This window comes from Enterobacter sp. 01-M-03-SI-ECC (assembly GCF_047530215.1).
Classification (GTDB): domain Bacteria; phylum Pseudomonadota; class Gammaproteobacteria; order Enterobacterales; family Enterobacteriaceae; genus Enterobacter; species Enterobacter chengduensis.
The window spans coordinates 41,993-59,341 of sequence record NZ_JBLKDA010000019.1; the positions used below are offsets into that span (position 1 = coordinate 41,993).

Genomic DNA, 17,349 nt, shown 5'->3' on the forward strand with positions numbered 1-17,349 from the left:
ATGTGGAAAACTTCATCTGTATTGCCTCTTTTTTAATGGCCGGAGAACATGTTCAACGGATTCACCAGACAGCAGTAGCAAAAGGGAAGACCCGCTTATGAGCAAAATTTCCGGGTAATCACTGAAATACTTAAAACTGATAAAACCTGTTCGTCCTGTGTGTACGAACAGACCTCTGCATTTTTCTTGTCGGACTAGCTCACCAAACTGACGGACATGTTCAGGACGAACAGCACTGGCAAATCGTTTAGCCTGGACAAGCCACCTTTCCTGACCAATCCAGAACTGACCATCAATACCACCATCACCGCTGTAACTCGGATTACGCCTGACCGGTATTCCTCGCCGCTCTATGGCGGTCAGAACCATCTCCTCGAAAACATAGGGATTAATCTTCCGTAAATATAAAACCTGCTGCCCCGCTTTCAGCTCAGGCAGTTTTAGCAACACCCTGTTAGCCGTCTGTCGATTGCGCTGATGTCTGCGGACACGGGCACTTCTTGTATTACACCGCAGCCAAAAAGCCGTGAGTGAAATGAAAGCCAATAATATGAAAACCACGGTGGTCATTGCGCTAATCCATCAGCGGTAATCAGGACAGGGTAATGCGTCAGTTTCAATCGCTGTGCCAAATCACCGCCGCGAACAGGGACCATCTCAGTACCTGGCAAGAGTCCTCTAAGCGTGTTGAGCGCACTTTCAGTCGTAACATTCACTACCATTCCTGTGGCACCCATCCCTTTCAGTTCAGCACCACGCTGCCGCAACCAGGCTCGGGAAATATCATCATCGCCAATCACAAAAACAGGAGGCAAACCGAGTAACTGCAGTGGGCGTGACGTCACCTTTCCGGGTGTCATTTCAGGTGTATTAACGGGCAACATATCGGAAATAGACAGCGATGACGGAGGTCCAGGCAAGGAGGAAACATCGGATAAATGCGACTCTTCACCTGAATTAATCGCCTCGAATAATGGTCTGGTTGACTCCCCGCCCAGATCCCCGACCACTGTCAGCGAAGCAAAACAACTAAACGCTGCTGTAAGCAGTGATACACAAAAGATGCCATTGAAATATTTATCGATATTTTTTTTCATTGAGGTTCAACCCAGGTTAATGAGTGACTGGCCAGAGCAACCGGCTCCCCTTCAGGGACCTTAATATCAGGTGCGATCTGACTTAGCTTGCGGCGTACGATAGCCATATATTTTGCTGCCGGCTTACCACCGGCCGGGTGGTGATAACAGCCAGCAGCTTTAATCCAGCTTCCAGGCTGAGCGTCATAGCAGGCACGGAGAATTCGGGCCGCTGCACGAAGATTTGTGTAGGGATCAAAAGCATCACGAAAGGATGGGAAAAGATGCCCGTTCCACCCAAGATTGACCTGAGCTACACCGACATCGATACGCTTGAGAGGGTAGCGCTGCATAAATCCAAGAAGTGCCGCAAAGGCCTCCTCGCGGGTTTCAAAGTGGTATCCTTTCCCTGCTACATTAATAGTCCAGGGCCATGGTTTAGACCCCCATGCGGTTTTACGGGTGCTTTCGGCCATCGCCAGCGAGTAAAGCGATTCTGCCGGAACACGCTCGGCAGCAGCAATGACCCGATAAGCCTGCGGAACTACCTGAACACTGCTATTTACATTCACGACCGCCAGGCAACCAGTGCTGACAAACCATAAACAGCAAGCCAGTTTCAGAATGCGGCAATTTGCCATCCCTCTTCTCCCTGCTGCAAAATAACTGGCATCTGACCTTGCCCATAGCGCTGCCACAAACCGCGATCATGATTTAGGGTAATTTGCCGATTACGCACTTTTTCGACTGGTATGCCATGGCTTATTGCCCATGATCTGATTTTTTCGTCGCTCACGTCATTTCCGACAAGGTAAATATCTACCGGTCTGTTGTCGGCGATAACAGCAGCAAGCCGGGCATCACAGCGTGAACATGACTCTTTGACAAATAACGCCAGTCTTCCTTGTGTGTCATGAGCGATACCCGCGGCATTCCCCATATTCACGGCCAATGTTTCAGGATAAAGACGAAGCCAGGCAGTGTTTATTTCTCGTTGAAATGCGAGTTCTTTCTCGGTACGGGCGTATTCGTGTTTTACCCACAATTCAGCCAGCCGACGGCGCTCAGATGAATTGTCTGTCTCGACGCCCAGGGCAGTGAGAGGATCAAGACCAGGGGACATAATGCCTCTGGCTCCTTTCATCAACGACTGATAGCGACTCCAGTCCTCATCTGAAAGCCCCCATTGTTGACCCTGTTGCTGCGTCTGAACCTGGTTTGTTGATGATGCCTGCAGGGATGTCTGCTGACTCCGATTCGATGGGGTGGTAACTGTTGATGCCGCTACACACAACGGCAAGGAAAGTACACCTGCCATCAAAATTCTTCTCATCTGATGCTTCATATGTCTGGTCTCTTATTGAACCTGTAAACTCTGTTGGGCACCGTTCACGCTGAAAACAGCGGTACCACTGTCCTGAATAGAACGAAGCGTCCACCCCAGCATCCCGTCTCCCGGTGAAAGCAACCGCATATCTGATATTTGGGAATTTCCACGGGGGATGACGACTGCGAACATCTGCCCGCCGCGCCGCTCAATGCCGGTCAGTACAAACGGTGCTTCAACAGCTGCGCGCCTGACTGACCGCTCAGGCTTTTTTACGATCTGGCCTGTCCCGGATTTTGAAGTTGTTTTGCTCTTAGTGACTGGTTGCTGGTTCTGCTTCGATTCTTTCTGAGAAGAGTTGCTTTCAGCTTTGCTCAGCCCGGCAACTCGCGATTCAACCTGTGACAACCGTGAGTTAATGTCATCAATACGTTCAGAGTGTTCGTCTATCGCGGTACGCCGCACCTGAGCTTCTGAGGAAAGTTTGCTAATGCTTCCTGTTAATTTTGAATGTTCCCCCTGGAAATCAGCTAACTGGTTTTTTACTGATTCAAGCCCTGATGAGACAGACTCGAGCTGCTTCTCGTGTTTCCGGCTTTGCGCTTCGAGCGAAGTAACCGAACCAGACAACTGGCTCATCTGACCGCTGCGAAAAGCGGCATCCAGGGAGTTCACCCGAATACTCAGGTCAGAGATTTGCTGTGCCATGATCACAATCGTGGCCACAGAACCAACAAGAGAAACAATGAGGAATCCCAGACCTCCAATACGGACTATTTTTTTCAGATTAATGGGAACCAACCGGCGAGCTTCTGGCTCAGCAGGTTCAACTTGCGAAGAAGTAACCTCCGGATTTTCCGCTATAACTTCTTCTTTGATGACTTGACTGACTGACATTTCAAAATCCTTATAGCTGCGCAGAACAGCCATAAGGTGCAAAAAACGTCATTCTATGGCGATGATTAACTCATCTGCCATTTCTGAAGTTTTTTTCGGCAGGGAAACCAGGTCGGAGGGGATCATCTGGAAAGGCCACTATAATAATAGCGCTGTCAAAAACGTCCTTGTTTTAGATGTGTTTGAATCCAGGGGTTCGCAAAATTTCAGAGCGGATTAATGAGCACACGAGTTGGGTCATTAGCTTTGATATTGCCTGGTGGAGGGAGTCGTTCTCCAGAACGAGCAGCAAGAGCCTGAATTCTGAGAAGCTCAAAAGAGGCTTTCTGGATAACGTCTTCCTTTGTTTGCGCTTCAAGTGAAGGATGTTCAAGATCAGGGAAGCGTAAAACAATACCGTTATTGCTGCTCTCAAGTTCAGCAGGATACGGAACAAAGATCGCCGCCAGTTTCTGCGCCTGTCGTTTACGTATATCAAGTTTACTAACCAGCTGCGTCGCACGAAGGTGGGTATAGCGTTTTAGCATCGTCAGGCTCTTATGTCCTGATATCGCTGCAATTTCCATAACATTCAGTGTTCCGAGCTCAAAGAGACGGCTTATAGCTTCGTGTCGTAGATCATGAAAATGCAAATCGACAATGCCTAAAGCCTGTATAACTTCTCGCCAGGCGCTTTTAAACCCATTGGATGTATAACTGAAAACAGGTCCGGATAGAGGGCCGGAATACTCTCTTAATACCTTTCTTGCTTTAAACGACAACGGAACATCCCGTACGCTCCCATTTTTAGTGAGAGGCAAATGAGCGATGCCAATGTGCAGGTCGATATTCTCCCAGCGAAGTGAGAGGATCTCCCCCTGACGCATAGCCGTTTCAAGGGCCAAATGAAAAATGGCTGCCAACTCGATATTTCGTTTTGCCAGCGCCCTGCTAATCTTTCGCTCCTCCTGAGATGTCAATCTTCGGGTTCGCCCTTTAGAGGCCGGTGGTTTTCGTACATGCTCAACAGGGTTATGAGTACATGTTCCCCATTCAATTCGAGCAAGGTTATAAAGGGCAGATAGCAACGCAAGTTCAAGTCGGACACTTGCAGGACTATTAGTTCGCCCCGTTTTACTACTTACTTCAGAGAGTCGCTGATCACGGTATTCTGCAATATCAACCGAAGTAATCTCATGCATGTATCGCCTGGCAAGAGCTGAACGCTTTATAACATTTATCCGATAAAACTCCTGTAGATGGCCCCGCTTTTGCGCAGATGCACAACCGTAATATTTATCAAGAGCTACACCCAGCTCCATTTTCTTAATTCGCTGTCTGAGTTGCATCGCATATTCCTAAAAAGATTAGAAATATATCACATACCACTGTCAATCCGGTGTGTGGAAATCATTCCAAAACAAGTTCTCGATACAGGCTTTCGATGTGGGGAAAAATGTCACTAACAGTGATATTGGAATCCATGCTTATTGCTCATGGACGAACTTAAATGGTTCACCTTTTGGTGGATTTCAGAAGGTATATGCAGATAGTTCAAATCGCTGGTTTGTTACCAATACGCGATGGGGTGATTATGAATCAGGAGGGACAATCACTGTCACTTGCTTAAATCTACCTGGTGCCGGAATTTGACTGTCAATCCGGTGTGTGGGCAGCCGCATCAAAAATCAAAATGCAAACCGTTTTTGGCGAAACCACCTGTGCCAATAAAGCGGTTGCGTCTGCTTATTGTCCGTCCGGTACAGTGGCTATAGGTGGTTCTTACACTTTAAAAAGTTGGTCTGATGGTTCCAATCATAACTCACCCGATTCCATGGCTCTTGATCCTGTAAATGACCGGTTCTACATCGTCTTACCGAACAATTCAAAAGGTGCAGCGTGCTTCCAGGCTATAGCAAACTGCGCCACTAATTAGACGCCAAATCCTGTGTGTAGTGAACTCAAGGGCTTTGATGTGCCTGACTACACGCCGGATGGAATATCAGTCTACTGCGCATTTCTTCAGTACGATTCTGACGGTATAGCTCCCATAGATTATGAGTATATAGCAAGGCTAAAACTCCCTGGAGAGCATCCATAAGAGGGTAACGGGCTAGACATAACAGTGAAGGAAGAGCCTGCCGGTACGATAAAATTAATCGTACCTGACTTACTCCAGCTTGAATTAGCTGTACCTGCGGCGGTGATAACGCGCCCATCAACACTACCTGACAAAGCCCATGTGTTTCTGCAATTGTCACCATCCTCGACGTGCCGGTTCACTGTGGATACTCCCCCAGATGCATATACTGTCATGGGCTTACCGGTGGTATTGATAGCTGTGTAAGCTGACACAAATGAGCCAAGTGAAGAATAATTCCCGCTGTAGTTTCCACCAGATACCCACACACCGGATTGACAGGTTTATTTAATTGCTAATGCACGCCACGCAATGTTGTTGCTGCGGCTTGAATCTTTGTTTTTTACGCAAACGCGAAATTGGCTTCCATTTATGACTGTAAAGTAAGCAGAGGTTACTCCAGCATTAGCCAGAGAACTAAGATCAGATACACTTCCTGTAAGCGATAGAACCTGGCTTACCAGTACCGGAAATCCGCTGTTGACACAGCTATCGTCGCCAATACCGTATATGGTTCCGAACATTTCTACATGTGATCCATAGTCAATATATCCTGGGTAAACAGTAGAAATTTCATTTCCTTGCCACACACCGGATTGACAGTCAGTAGTCGAGTATGATTTTCATACAACTGCAATATCCGTTTGGTGTTTGACCTGGATTAATAACAGGGCAATTGTCATCGGTGCGAGGGGTATAACCTACGTAATCATCTGAACGTCCTTTATCGAAGGAAGTCCTTCTACAGTAATATCCTGAACGTCCTTTTCCTGGGCTAATCCACACACCGGATTGACAGGTTAATTACTGGCACATATAGCGTACACAGTTAGGTTCTCTCCTGGACATGCTGCGCTCCAAGAATTTCCATTCGGATTTGACCATTTAAGTCGCTCCTTACTATTCGGGTTACATTGAGCTCCTCCTCCGGTCAGTTTCTCGTTACTGGCACAGCTAACTGATATCACGTCATACCCAGTATTAATCCTTGTGGTAGCCTTGAAATTGCTTCCTGCCCACACACCGGATTGACAGGAAAGTATGGCTCCAGTGGCGTCGCGGCTTACAAGGCCGTTTGGTGAACAAACTGCGCCAGCAGTATTGACTCCGTCGAGCTGCAAAACTTCTCCTGTAGAAAGTCTTCCATCAGCCCGCACACTTCCACCACGAACCTGACCGCTTGTATAAATATTCTTATTATTTATGACTCTAACCCAGTCATTATCTGACATATAAAAACCGCCGCCATACGTTTCATTTAGCCATCCCTTACTCCCTCGAGTTATGAACCAGCCATTATTTGAACGTATGTCGTTGTTAGCCGTTATTGTATTTCCTGCGGTGACGTTTGAACCGGCAGTAACATTCTGTCCTGTAACAGTTCCATTCGCAGTTATATTTCCAGTGGCCGCCACATCGCCACTAAAATTACCCGTTACGGCATTAATCGTGCCTGTGTTATTAAGATTGTTACCTCCCATATCAATGCTGGTATGCATCGTGTTGAGGTCTGGCTTGCCGGTTACCGAAAAACGATAAAGACGATCATTTTCACCGCGAGCAGCGCCCAGTTCATCTGTGGTCAGTAAAGCCGCAATATGCCCCTGAGTTGTGCTTATCCCAAACTGAGAAAGAGGTAGAGTCCAGCTGCCCATGGCGCCGGTAGCAGTTCCCGACGTCCAGATATAGCCGCCCATACCCGAGGTGATATCCATTGATATCTGGCGCAGTGCGAGAAAAGGCAGTGCCGCACCGTTTTGTGTGTAAACCAGCGCCTGCAGTTGATCTGTATTGGTGGCATTACGAACAACTGCAGCCAGGTAAGCCTGTCCGTCTACGGTCGTCTCGCTGAACCCCTGCTCCAGAAATCCGGTGTTTTTCAGCATAGTGGGAGTAACCGTAACCGGGGTCGTGGTGGTGGCAGTTGAAAGCAAAGTATCGTAATAACGGCCCGTGTAGCTCTTCACAGCCTGTGTAAAGCGAGAAACCTGTGACGCAGTATTCAGCCAGGTCCGCTTTTGCATCCAGTCACTGATAAGCGTAAAGCCCCAGACGCTGACAACAAGGAGAATAATCAATGAAGCACCAGTGCTGAGGATAGCCCAGCCCCGGTCAGTCGTTTTATATGTGAACACAGGCATCACCATGTAATAAGCGGTTGATACAATTTAAACAGGGTCACAGAAATCGCGCCGGCGCACAGCCAGGGTCCCATCGGCCCTCCTTCAGTTATGCGACGAACAGATATCTGCCAGAGCACAAAGAGCACCACGCCGATCAGCAGAGCATAAAGCCCCTCTCGCCCTCCCAACCAGGCCGCAATAGCGCCGGCCAACCAGACATCGCCCAGCCCCAGACACTCACGGGCATGAATCCTAAAGGTGACGTAACGCCAGACACCAAAAATCACCAGCGCAGTGGTAGCTGTCAGGAGGTGCCCTGTAAAGCCGGGAGCGATAAGAGCGGAAAAAAGACCGGCAATAAGGCATCTTATTGTCAATTCCCGGGGCAGAAATCCTGTGAGCGCATCTGTAAGCGTCATCCTGAAAAGAAACAGGCAGAACAACAGAGACATCAGTCGCTCCAGTAGCGGCACAGGGGACAGCATCATGCCTGTTGCCGCTATTGCATAAAGCCAGATGAAGCCGGTGGATGCAGGTGCCAAAAAAGCAGCGGACCATTCCTGATCATCATCCAATATCATCAGGCTGAGACGAACCAGGCTCCTCATAAAACTGAATAAGCTGAGGCATAGAGGAAAAATGATAATGACAGTTGGCCAGGGCATACTCAGCGTCAGCAGTGTCACAGTTTTATTCCCCGTTCATTAAGTAAAAGCCGACGATAAATGGCATAAATCCGGTTGGCGTAGGACTCGCGAGTTTCATGCCGGTCCTTACGAAAACCTGCGTTATAAGAGCCAAGACAGTTCCAGCTTATGCCGCATACCTGAAAATGTTTCGCCAGTATCCAGGTGCCTATCTGAACGTTTAGACACGGACGGTTCAGGAGGTCCTGTGAGCTGCGAATGTAACCCTGCGCTATCAGCGAAGGGATATGCGATGAATTGACCTGCATCAGTCCATAATCGGTACTGAGTGCCTGCCCGGTCTTTTTGTCACGATTAATATTTGTGACACCCGGTCGCAGGCTGCTTTCACCTATGGCTATTGCCTTAACCAGTAGCGGGTCAATGTGGTATTTAGCGCCCGCCGATTCAAAGCAGAATGCATCCACCCGTGGGCAAACCAAAATCAGCAGTAGAAAGGCGGACAGGCGCAGCATGTCATCAGCCGTTATGGGTGAAGACCAGTGTATTGTTACCTGTCATTCCGCTGTCTGATGAGCAGGATTTGCCTGCCTCTTCTGCACTGACCAGACCGTCGCTGTAATCGGTACTGTTAATGGTGATAGCACTGAATGCCCCACCGGAACCGAGTTGAGTAGTGATAGAGATGCAGTCTGCCTGCGGAACTTTCTGCGTTGTAACTGAAAATCCATTGTTAAATCCATTCGATGCCACAGGTGCCAGAACGACCTGACCACCATAACCGTTCCACATCGTAGCGGTACCGGAACTGGCTGTTCCCTGGATAGTCCAGCCAGCCTTTGGTGCGCCCCCCTGCTGGATAAGCGTTCCCGTCATAGTTGTACTGCTCGTAAAGTTATATCCCCCCTGCGCCTGCTTAAGCTGCTGCGCGTTTGTCACGACGGTCTGGAGATTTGAAACCTCAACGGCAACGGACTTTTTCCCCCAAAGACTCCAGACCAGAGCACCAACCAGAGCCAGTACGATAATCGTCCCGATCGCAATGGTACCGTGTTCAAGAATGCCCCAGCCCCGGTCAGGATGATGTTGGCGATGTGGTAATGTCTGAGCTGACATGGCGGTTCCTTAATGTAAGTTGAAAGTGTTCATGTCCTGAATCTGCATCACCATCATCAGGATGAGTAAGAAGAAACTCATAATCAGAACGAGAGAAAAGAGTTTGGTGGCATTCGCCCGACGCGCGACGCGCGCGAGCGCCTGTTCCAGCCAGCGGTCCGCATAATTGGTGATGAGCGAAGCAGCACCATCCCCCTTATCCAGAAGAGAGAGATAGTTCACAGCCTCACGGCTCGGAAAATCATATCCGCTGTTACGCAGAGCTCTGCCAAGTGAATCGCCTTCACTCATGCACTCCATCGCGGCCTCGATGCGTTCCTGCAGCCAGGGCGGTGCAAAACCGTTAAGGATCTGCAAAGCTTTGAGTTCCTGGACACCCGAACCAAGAAGCGCGCCAATATTCATAAGGAATACAGCTCCCTGCAGGTCGTTATAAACAGACCATGGTAGTAACCAGTCAGCACAGCGCCTGAGACGGCCGCGCCAGCGGGGCAGCGACCAGAAAGACAGCAGCACAAGCCCTGCGGCTGTAGCGGCAGAAGCAACACCCCACTCGGAACTCCACTTCGCTACTCCATTCATAAACCCGAGTGCACCGGTCCAGCGAGCTGGATCGGACATTTTGCTCATGGTGGGAACAAGTGCGAGATTGTTGGCCAGTAGTAGCCCCGTACTCAGGATGGCAAGCGCGGCAGGAAATACGGAGGCAAAAATTACCTGTCCAAGAATTCGCCTACGGGCAACAATCAACTTATCAGCCTGCATCAGCGCGGCAGGAATATTACCGGTTTCCATCCCGGCGCTGATAAGCGCGGCCTCTTCGTAAGGTGCCCAGGCAGCCAGAACATCCTGCAGCGCGCGGCCAGGACGGTTGTCGTTCACACCCTCGATGCAGTCCTGAACAAGTTCATAATAAGGATGCCAGCGCCTGCCAAAATCAGTATGTACATCGCCGATCATGGTCAGCGCGTCTTTCAGGGCCTTACGGTTTTCAAGAAGAAAGCGCAGCGTTTCGTAAAATGGCTGGCGGTATTTTCCAGTAAAAGTGGCTCTGACAAGCCGGTAGCGAATCCTTTCAGGGAACGACATTTCCCGGGATGGATAAAAATGGCTGTCACTTTCCATCAGGCACCTCACAATCCATGATGTCATCCTCATCCAGCGGACAGATGAGATCGCCTTCCAGCGGATCAACAAGACCCTCTGCCAGATAACGCAACAGATGCATGCGGCGAGTAATCCCCCCCTGGTTTACCCAGTACTTTCTGGCAACTGAAGGCCCATGTGAAAGCCAAAGTTGCATCAGGCGAGCATCTGTCCGGACAACTTCGGCAATAGCTGTTCGCCCTGTAACGCCACGACTGATAATGCGTCCGGTCAGTGGTACCGTTTTCCGGCAGTTTTCACATCCCTCATAGTTGCGGAAGAAGAGATTTTTCGGTTCGCACAAGCCCGCGACAGAACAATATTTTTCGAGACGCGCGCGGGTTTCTTCATCAAGCTCAGGGACTTTGACTTCCCACGGTACCCGGCAGTGTTCACACAACAGCGGCACCAGACGCTGGCCAATCAGGCCGGTGATGAGTGCAGCATCCGCCAGAAGGTGGCGATCAATACCGAAATGCTCCATACGACGCAGGGAGCCGATAGGGCTCTGGGTGTGCAGGGTCGACAGCACCAGGTGGCCGGTTTCACTGGCGAAAATGGCGGCGAGCAGGGAATACAGGTCACGGATCTCACCGTTCAGGATGGCATCCGGATCGAGACGAAGTGCAGAGGCGTTTCCGTTACTCCAGGCGCGGCTGATGGCCTCCGGTGAATTGTCTTCCGGCATAACGGGGGTCTGAATACCACCCGGAATACGCCCCTCGGGCGGGTTTTCCAGCGTGAGCAGGCGCTTTTTACCGCCGGTCAGTTTCAGCCAGATATCACTGAAAACGCGCAGCGTGGCGCTCTTCCCTGAACCAGTAGGCCCGGTCAGCAGCGTCATGCCTTCCGGCATACGCAGGATCTGCATGATAAGCTTAATCTGCTCAGGCAAAAAACCCAGTTGCGGCAGCGTCGGTATATTGTCCCCGTCATCCGGGATCAGACGCATGACCACTATCAGCCCATCCGGAGTAGGACGGTGTTCGTAGCGGGCGCCATAGAGGCCGGCGCGGCGGGCGAACTTTGCATCGATGCGCCCTGACTGCTCACGACCGGCAAAGAATGACTGCTCGCGCACGTCGCACATGGAAAGATAAGCCGTGGAGGCCAGCGTCATACCCTCCACGTCTTTCACTTCATCCACCACCTCCAGCTCGCCGTGAATACGCAACTGAACGATGCAAATCTTGCGATCACCGCTTATTTCCATATGAATATCAGAGGCATTAAAGTCGTTACCCAGCCTCATATAGCTGATGACCTTATCCTGCGAAACACTGACGTCACGGTTACTTAGATCCGCCTCGCTCACCCCCTGGTTAAGCCCGCGGCCCTGACGTTCTGCCACTTCACGCCGCCGGTTCAGTTCGCTGAGAGTAACAAACTCAGTTTTTGCGTCAGACCATGTACGGGTGACATCCATAACCCAGCGTTGTATGCCAGGGTCTTTTCGCCGGTTGCCGTCGATGAGTAGCGTAACCCCACCAGATGGATGCTGCTCGGCAAAGACAAAATCCATGATTTCTTTATCAGGAGACATCATCACCTCAGAATGAAAGTTCAGAATTGTCGCTGAGGCGTACGATCGTGGACGTAACCTCCGTGACCCGCTTTGAGGTTCCGGGAAGCTGATCGCCTTTTGCTACTTCTGTGACTCCGCCATCCGGCAGAACAATGCGTGCACGCAACTGCGAGCCGCGACCGTAAATTTCCTGAAGGCGCACACCACCGGTCCGCTTTTCACTGGCTGCACTGGTAGTCTGTTGTGAAGGAGATGGCTGCGCCATAAGCGGCATGGCAGGCTGGGTGGCAGTAGACAGATAATTCCTGTCAGTACTCTGCCCGGCCTGGCTTTCGCGCAGCTGCTGCTCCAGACGCGCCGTCTGCACTTTCTGCTCCAGAATGAGATTGCGCGCCTGAGCTGCTTCAAGTTCGCCAATCGTAACGTTCGGCGAAAGCGCGTCACTGGTTACGGTTGCTACTGCCTGCCCGCAGAACAGAGCGGACAGCAGCAGGCCCGTTCCCACGGGTTTAATTCTGCGCATAAATGCTCCCCTTCATGGTGTAGTCGAACTGCCCCTGCGGGCTCATGGTGATTGACACGCTATTCAGGCGGAGCCCGGTCGCATCAAAATCCTGCAGCAGACGCTCAGCCAGCAAACGAGAGCTGACAGTGAACGTGAATTCGCGCCAGTCCTGTACGGGCATGGTTTTCTCCTGTCCTGGCGCGACCGCAGGCGGTTTCACTTCACTGAACTTCACTTCCAGATTGCGACGCTGCAGGTGCGAAATAAAACGCATCAGTTGGGCATCCGCTCCAGGCAAGGCCTCGTCGGTATACTCACTCATGCTGTATTTCCGGAAAGGAATGAAGACGTCGCCGTTTTTGCCTCCCTCCTGCAGGTTGAAAACGGCAGAATGCCCAAAAAGTATCCTTGCGCGGTGGGAGAAATCCTCCACCGTCGCACCAGGTGTGGCGAAGAAACGCAAACGAAGGCCCTCAGGGACACATTCGCCGTTCGTAAAGCGCCAGCCGGCCACCGAGGCGAAAAGTGGTGCGCGTGTCAGCCAGCAATTACCAAGTAAAAGCGAAACCGGTGGCTGAGAGGCCCACGGATGCGGCGCTCGGGCTGGCGCAGCTGGCTTATCAGCAGACATCGCCATTCGGGCGCGAAACTCGGCCATTGCAGCAGCCTGTTCCGCTTTTTGCTGAACGTCGTCGTACCAGTAAATTCCTGCTGCTGCCACGAGGGTAATAAGCGCAGCAGGCATAATGAGCGACATCGTCGTCAGGCGCTTACCCAGGCGGCAGCGCTTCAGTTGCGAACGGTTTAGCCTGTCTGTGAGCGCGGTTGCATCACAATTATCATCTGCGGTTGCGGCACAGCGCAGACCCGGTGCATCAGCATCGTTAAAACGCAGGAAGTTTTCAGCTGCTGATTCTATCTTCACCCGTGAACCAGTCACGTCACCCATGACAGAAAGCTGCCCACCACTGGCTGCAAAGAAAACCCAGAGGTCTTCGCTACGGCTGAGGCGGTATATCCCCCATGTATTTCCCCCTTCAGACAGCAAAAATGCTACTGCAAGAGAGTAAGGGCTCCGTCTCACACGCCCGGGTGAAACGACCCCCATCATTGATGCGTTACGCCTGCCAGCAACTACGACATGCGTGTCAGGTGATGCTTTTCCCCGGAACCGCGTTAACAGTGCGCTCCGCTGCTGTTCCCAATGAAGACCGGCTATCCAGTCGCGACGGTGGTGAGTGATGCGAATGCCGCTACGGAGTGAAGATTTTTTCTTTAATGACATGGATTACCTCAGCAGAACAGGAGTGATCATGATCACGAGCGTGGTACGACCGCGCGTACCGTTCTGGCCGCCGCCCAGGATAAAGTTGTTGGGTGTGAATGTTCCCTGCTTGTTTGCAGAAAGGTTCTGTTGCTCAGATCCGGTTAATACCAGTGTCTGTCCTGAGCGCAGGTTTACTTTACGAGCCAGCCCCTGTGTCGAGGTATTCGGTATATCGTTACGGGTATTCCCGTCCCTACTGATAAATTTCTCTATCTGCGGTGGACTGGTATAGCTAAAAGCGAACTGCAGTTGCACGTCGCCGTTTTCCTGGATGAACGGCAACATGGTCATGAACAAACCGGTGGTGATTGTGGTCACGGTCTGGGAAGAAGTAACCCCGACGTTAGCTGTTGCAGTTGAACTGGAACTTGTCAGAACGCCCTGTTGGTTTGAGAGCTGATAAGCTACTGGCGTCAGATTTGCCGTTGGGTCGGTCTGGTTCAGCGCCATGCTGACGTTGCCCTGCTCGGAAAGCGCTTTAATCAGCAGGCTGGAGCCGGAAAATTTGGCGGCATTGCCTGTTGCCGTGTCGAGAATCGAAATGCCGGCACTGCCTGCTGAAGTCGAAGCATTGGCCATTGAACCGGTCAGAGTGGCGCCAAAATTGTGCAGGGATTTGTATACGAGCCCCCAGTCAAGACCCAGTTGCTCATTACGCGTCTGGTTGACGCTGACAATCTGTATGTTGAGCTGGACTTGCCTGCTTAGAACCTTATTCTGATACTCAATGTAACGACCAATACGCTCCAGAACGTCCGGTGTGTCAGTAACACTCAACGTGCCAGTAGCTGCTGAAAGCCAGAAACGACCTGATTTTGGCGTCAGCATCTGCTCGATGGTTTTACGAATGTCGTCGTACAGGTCGCTGTTCATGCCATAATCGGTCTTCTGATTAGAGCTAATGTCTCCGCTCGTCCCCCCCGATGTGCCGCCACCGCTGCCCAGCTGATTGCCAGAGCCGGAGTTAATTGATGCGCTACTGTTTACTTTCGTATTCAGGATAACGAGCTGAAAAGTGCGGGTATCCTGTCGATAAAAATAAACTCCGTTTCCGTCACTGCGCCATGACAGCCCGTACCCGCTGGCTTCGACATCGAGCAGATCACGAACATCTCCCTGGAATTTAAGGCCACGCATGAGCGCCGGTGATGGCTGAACGGAGACGGGCTGAGCTGACGTAGCCCCCATCTGTGCCAGGGGAACCCGACCATTGTCATCCGGCGCCGGCAGTTGACCACTCATCTGAGAAGTTACCACGCTGCCGGTACTCACGTTGCTCAGCGCAGCAAATGCATCTGGTGTGATGGAGACTCGTATACCACATAGCGCAGTGATGCGCTGTCCCAGCTCAGGCAGTGAAATACCATCAGGACGATTAATCGTTATCTGACAGGGAGGCAGATTCTTTTCGTCCGGCGTGGAGACTACCGGCGTAACTGGCTGCAGGTTTACCCAGGGCTTATCCATCCAGACAACAGTTGGTTGTGATATGGACTGACGACTCTGCAACACTCGCTGAGCCGTATCGGCCTGCCCAACGGCTTCCTTGTCTATTTTGCTGATTTCACTCAGCGAACATGATGACAGCACAAACGCAGCAGCAAGTACTGTCAGGCAGAAAGGTATACGCGGCATCCGCAGCTCCCTGATTCTGTTAGTTGAGATAAACAATGCTGCCTTCCGTCACACCGGACGGCAGAGACAGGTTCATATCAGTGCCATCCGCCATCCGCAGACGACCGCCGCTGACGGTCAGGGCAAGCGCAGATGTCACTGAGCGGGCGCGCAACGCGGCATAAACACCGTCTGTTTCAGGTACCCAGATCCACAGGCGACCGTTTTGAATAATGCTTTTGATGCGACTGTCTGGTAACGGCACCATTCCAGTCAGTGCGGTTGATACGGGGCCATCTGTTATTGTCCGCCCGTGACGCCAGTTATTTACGACATCAGCAGTCCGCAGCATGTCTGCTGCAAGCTGATCAGGCTGAGTCTGCTGCAGCGCAAGCCGTACATGCTCGGATGAATGTTGCTGTGCATCACCGGCTATCAAGACGATGACAAGACAAAGCGCGAAAACTGGCAGCGCATATCCCATATCATTTCCCGTCCTGAATCGGCTTATCGTCCACGAATATCAGGCACTGGAGACGATTTGGAGCTGCATAGAGGGGTTTTTCTGCAGCGCGATATAAATTAAACAGCTGCACGATAATCGACTCGAAATTACCACGCAGCGTAAATGGTACATCGATGCGGTAGTTCACAGGCGTTGGCCAGATAACTACCCAGGTAGGACTGCTGCCACTCTCACAGCGAACCGATGTAGCCCATTGGATCAGAGTCTCTTTTAACGTAGTGCCTGCCTGCGAGGTCCAGGCCTGTCCGTCTGGTAACGAGGAAAGCAATGCTCCCGGAGTGAAAACAGTTTTTCCGCTGACCGGAGCAGCAGGAGAGACAATAGTGGAAGGGGGATTACTGTTCTGAACCGTTCCACCTGGTTTCACTGCACCAGATGAAGTTAAAGGCACACCAAGAGCAGCTTTATTCAGAGGTGCTGACGCAACTGACAATGCTGACGGCGCAGGCGCAGGTGCCAACTCTGTCGATGGTTTTACCTTGCCAGATGTTAAGTTAGCTGCGGAACCTGCCTGTGTTTTCTGCACCGGAACCGTAGATTTTTCCCATGGCTCGCTGGCAGAGAACGGGTTTCGGGGTGTTTTTGCTGTCGTTGCAGCAGATAAAGAGGAAACAGCTTGAGGGGTAACTTTTGATGTCCCTGGTGACAAAATGGAACTTTCCGGCCGAGCCGGAGGCAACGGATAGCTGTTATTTCCAGTACCAGAAAGTCCCTTAGAACTGTTAAGTAGTGTACCTGTAGAAGCAGATTTCCCTGTTCCCTGACTGGCTACACTCGCCTGCAAGGGACCTGTTGTTGAGAGGGCAAGATGTCGATATTCATCACGCAGAACGAAACAAATTTCTCGATTCAGGTCATCTACGCGCATACGCCAGGCTGGCCCGGCCAGGATTTGTAAAGCATCTCCAAGCTTCACAGGTCCTATTGAACGCTGCACAGCCGGTAATGGTTTAACGAACAATTCAGAGAATACACCCGGTTCGCCTGAACACAGTGAATAACCTGATTCAAGCATCACGTATCGCATACCTTCCCCAATGGTATTCACCATCTGCAAAGGCATCCTGATATCGATAATCTGATTCAGCGGGTCACGCTGAGCATCTACAGGTCGCGTACTCGCAAGTGTGTAACGATCGTATCGAACAACTTCAGGGGAACGGTTTTGATAAAGATCCTGAACACGGGGAGAGCCCTGAAGCCTGCTCATGGGTTCAGAGCGAGAACTAAAGTCTGTGCAGCCAGCGGCAAGCAGACATAGCGTGATGGCCCCAAGCCGATAACGTGTCTGCAGGTTTATTTTTACCATCAGGAATCCCCAGGAGTTGTCCGAAACAAGTCGGATATTCTGGCGGGGATGCCTTTTCGGACAATGTAAAACTATTACTGCAAACTGAAGAA

Annotated in this window: 17 protein-coding genes; all 17 read right to left on the reverse strand. The window is 51.1% G+C overall.

Going from position 1 to position 17,349, the window contains the following annotated elements; genetic code table 11:
* Positions 1-12: 12 nt before the first annotated feature.
* Positions 13-570 carry a restriction endonuclease gene (locus ACMWKK_RS17015; RefSeq protein ID WP_152043854.1) on the reverse strand — a complete coding sequence of 186 codons (558 nt, stop codon included), beginning with the start codon at positions 568-570 and terminating at the stop codon, positions 13-15.
* Positions 567-1,097, reverse strand: a complete 531-nt coding sequence (locus tag ACMWKK_RS17020) for an integrating conjugative element protein (protein ID WP_152043853.1) — start codon at positions 1,095-1,097, stop codon at positions 567-569. Before ACMWKK_RS17020 ends, ACMWKK_RS17015 begins: the two co-directional genes overlap by 4 nt.
* Positions 1,094-1,717: a transglycosylase SLT domain-containing protein gene (locus ACMWKK_RS17025; protein WP_152043852.1), complete on the reverse strand. Its 624-nt coding sequence runs from the start codon at positions 1,715-1,717 to the stop codon at positions 1,094-1,096. The genes ACMWKK_RS17020 and ACMWKK_RS17025 overlap by 4 nt, the downstream gene beginning before the upstream one ends.
* Positions 1,696-2,409 carry a TIGR03759 family integrating conjugative element protein gene (locus ACMWKK_RS17030; protein ID WP_152043880.1) on the reverse strand — a complete coding sequence of 238 codons (714 nt, stop codon included), beginning with the start codon at positions 2,407-2,409 and terminating at the stop codon, positions 1,696-1,698. Before ACMWKK_RS17030 ends, ACMWKK_RS17025 begins: the two co-directional genes overlap by 22 nt.
* Before the next feature lie 24 nt (positions 2,410-2,433).
* Positions 2,434-3,300: a plasmid transfer protein gene (locus tag ACMWKK_RS17035; RefSeq protein ID WP_152043851.1), complete on the reverse strand. Its 867-nt coding sequence runs from the start codon at positions 3,298-3,300 to the stop codon at positions 2,434-2,436.
* A 206-nt stretch (positions 3,301-3,506) separates the two neighbouring features.
* Positions 3,507-4,628, reverse strand: coding sequence for a site-specific integrase (locus ACMWKK_RS17040; RefSeq protein WP_152043850.1), 1,122 nt, complete (start codon positions 4,626-4,628; stop codon positions 3,507-3,509).
* Between the two features lie 1,591 nt (positions 4,629-6,219).
* Positions 6,220-7,554: a shufflon system plasmid conjugative transfer pilus tip adhesin PilV gene (pilV, locus tag ACMWKK_RS17045; protein ID WP_406542872.1), complete on the reverse strand. Its 1,335-nt coding sequence runs from the start codon at positions 7,552-7,554 to the stop codon at positions 6,220-6,222.
* Between the two features lie 5 nt (positions 7,555-7,559).
* Entirely contained in the window at positions 7,560-8,228 is a 669-nt protein-coding gene (locus ACMWKK_RS17050) for an A24 family peptidase (RefSeq protein ID WP_152043804.1), read from the reverse strand.
* Positions 8,225-8,704, reverse strand: coding sequence for a lytic transglycosylase domain-containing protein (locus ACMWKK_RS17055; protein WP_076734831.1), 480 nt, complete (start codon positions 8,702-8,704; stop codon positions 8,225-8,227). Before ACMWKK_RS17055 ends, ACMWKK_RS17050 begins: the two co-directional genes overlap by 4 nt.
* A 4-nt stretch (positions 8,705-8,708) precedes the next feature.
* Positions 8,709-9,305, reverse strand: coding sequence for a type 4 pilus major pilin (locus ACMWKK_RS17060; protein ID WP_152043805.1), 597 nt, complete (start codon positions 9,303-9,305; stop codon positions 8,709-8,711).
* Positions 9,306-9,314: 9 nt separating this feature from the next.
* The gene (locus ACMWKK_RS17065) at positions 9,315-10,430 is read right to left on the reverse strand and encodes a type II secretion system F family protein (RefSeq protein ID WP_152043818.1); all 1,116 of its coding nucleotides are present in this window, start codon (positions 10,428-10,430) and stop codon (positions 9,315-9,317) included.
* Positions 10,420-11,994, reverse strand: a complete 1,575-nt coding sequence (locus ACMWKK_RS17070) for a GspE/PulE family protein (RefSeq protein WP_152043819.1) — start codon at positions 11,992-11,994, stop codon at positions 10,420-10,422. Before ACMWKK_RS17070 ends, ACMWKK_RS17065 begins: the two co-directional genes overlap by 11 nt.
* A gap of 7 nt (positions 11,995-12,001) precedes the next feature.
* Entirely contained in the window at positions 12,002-12,499 is a 498-nt protein-coding gene (gene pilP / locus ACMWKK_RS17075) for a type IV pilus biogenesis protein PilP (protein WP_152043806.1), read from the reverse strand.
* Positions 12,486-13,766: a type 4b pilus protein PilO2 gene (pilO2, locus tag ACMWKK_RS17080; protein WP_193227153.1), complete on the reverse strand. Its 1,281-nt coding sequence runs from the start codon at positions 13,764-13,766 to the stop codon at positions 12,486-12,488. The genes pilP and pilO2 overlap by 14 nt, the downstream gene beginning before the upstream one ends.
* A 3-nt stretch (positions 13,767-13,769) precedes the next feature.
* Entirely contained in the window at positions 13,770-15,443 is a 1,674-nt protein-coding gene (locus ACMWKK_RS17085; protein ID WP_152043807.1) for a PilN family type IVB pilus formation outer membrane protein, read from the reverse strand.
* 19 nt (positions 15,444-15,462) lie between these two features.
* Positions 15,463-15,906 (reverse strand): type IV pilus biogenesis protein PilM, encoded by a 444-nt coding sequence (gene pilM, locus ACMWKK_RS17090; protein WP_152043808.1) that lies wholly within the window; start codon positions 15,904-15,906, stop codon positions 15,463-15,465.
* 1 nt (position 15,907) lies between these two features.
* Complete coding sequence (locus ACMWKK_RS17095) at positions 15,908-17,257, reverse strand: TcpQ domain-containing protein (protein WP_152043809.1); 1,350 nt, start codon at positions 17,255-17,257, stop codon at positions 15,908-15,910.
* Between the last annotated feature and the right edge of the window lie 92 nt (positions 17,258-17,349).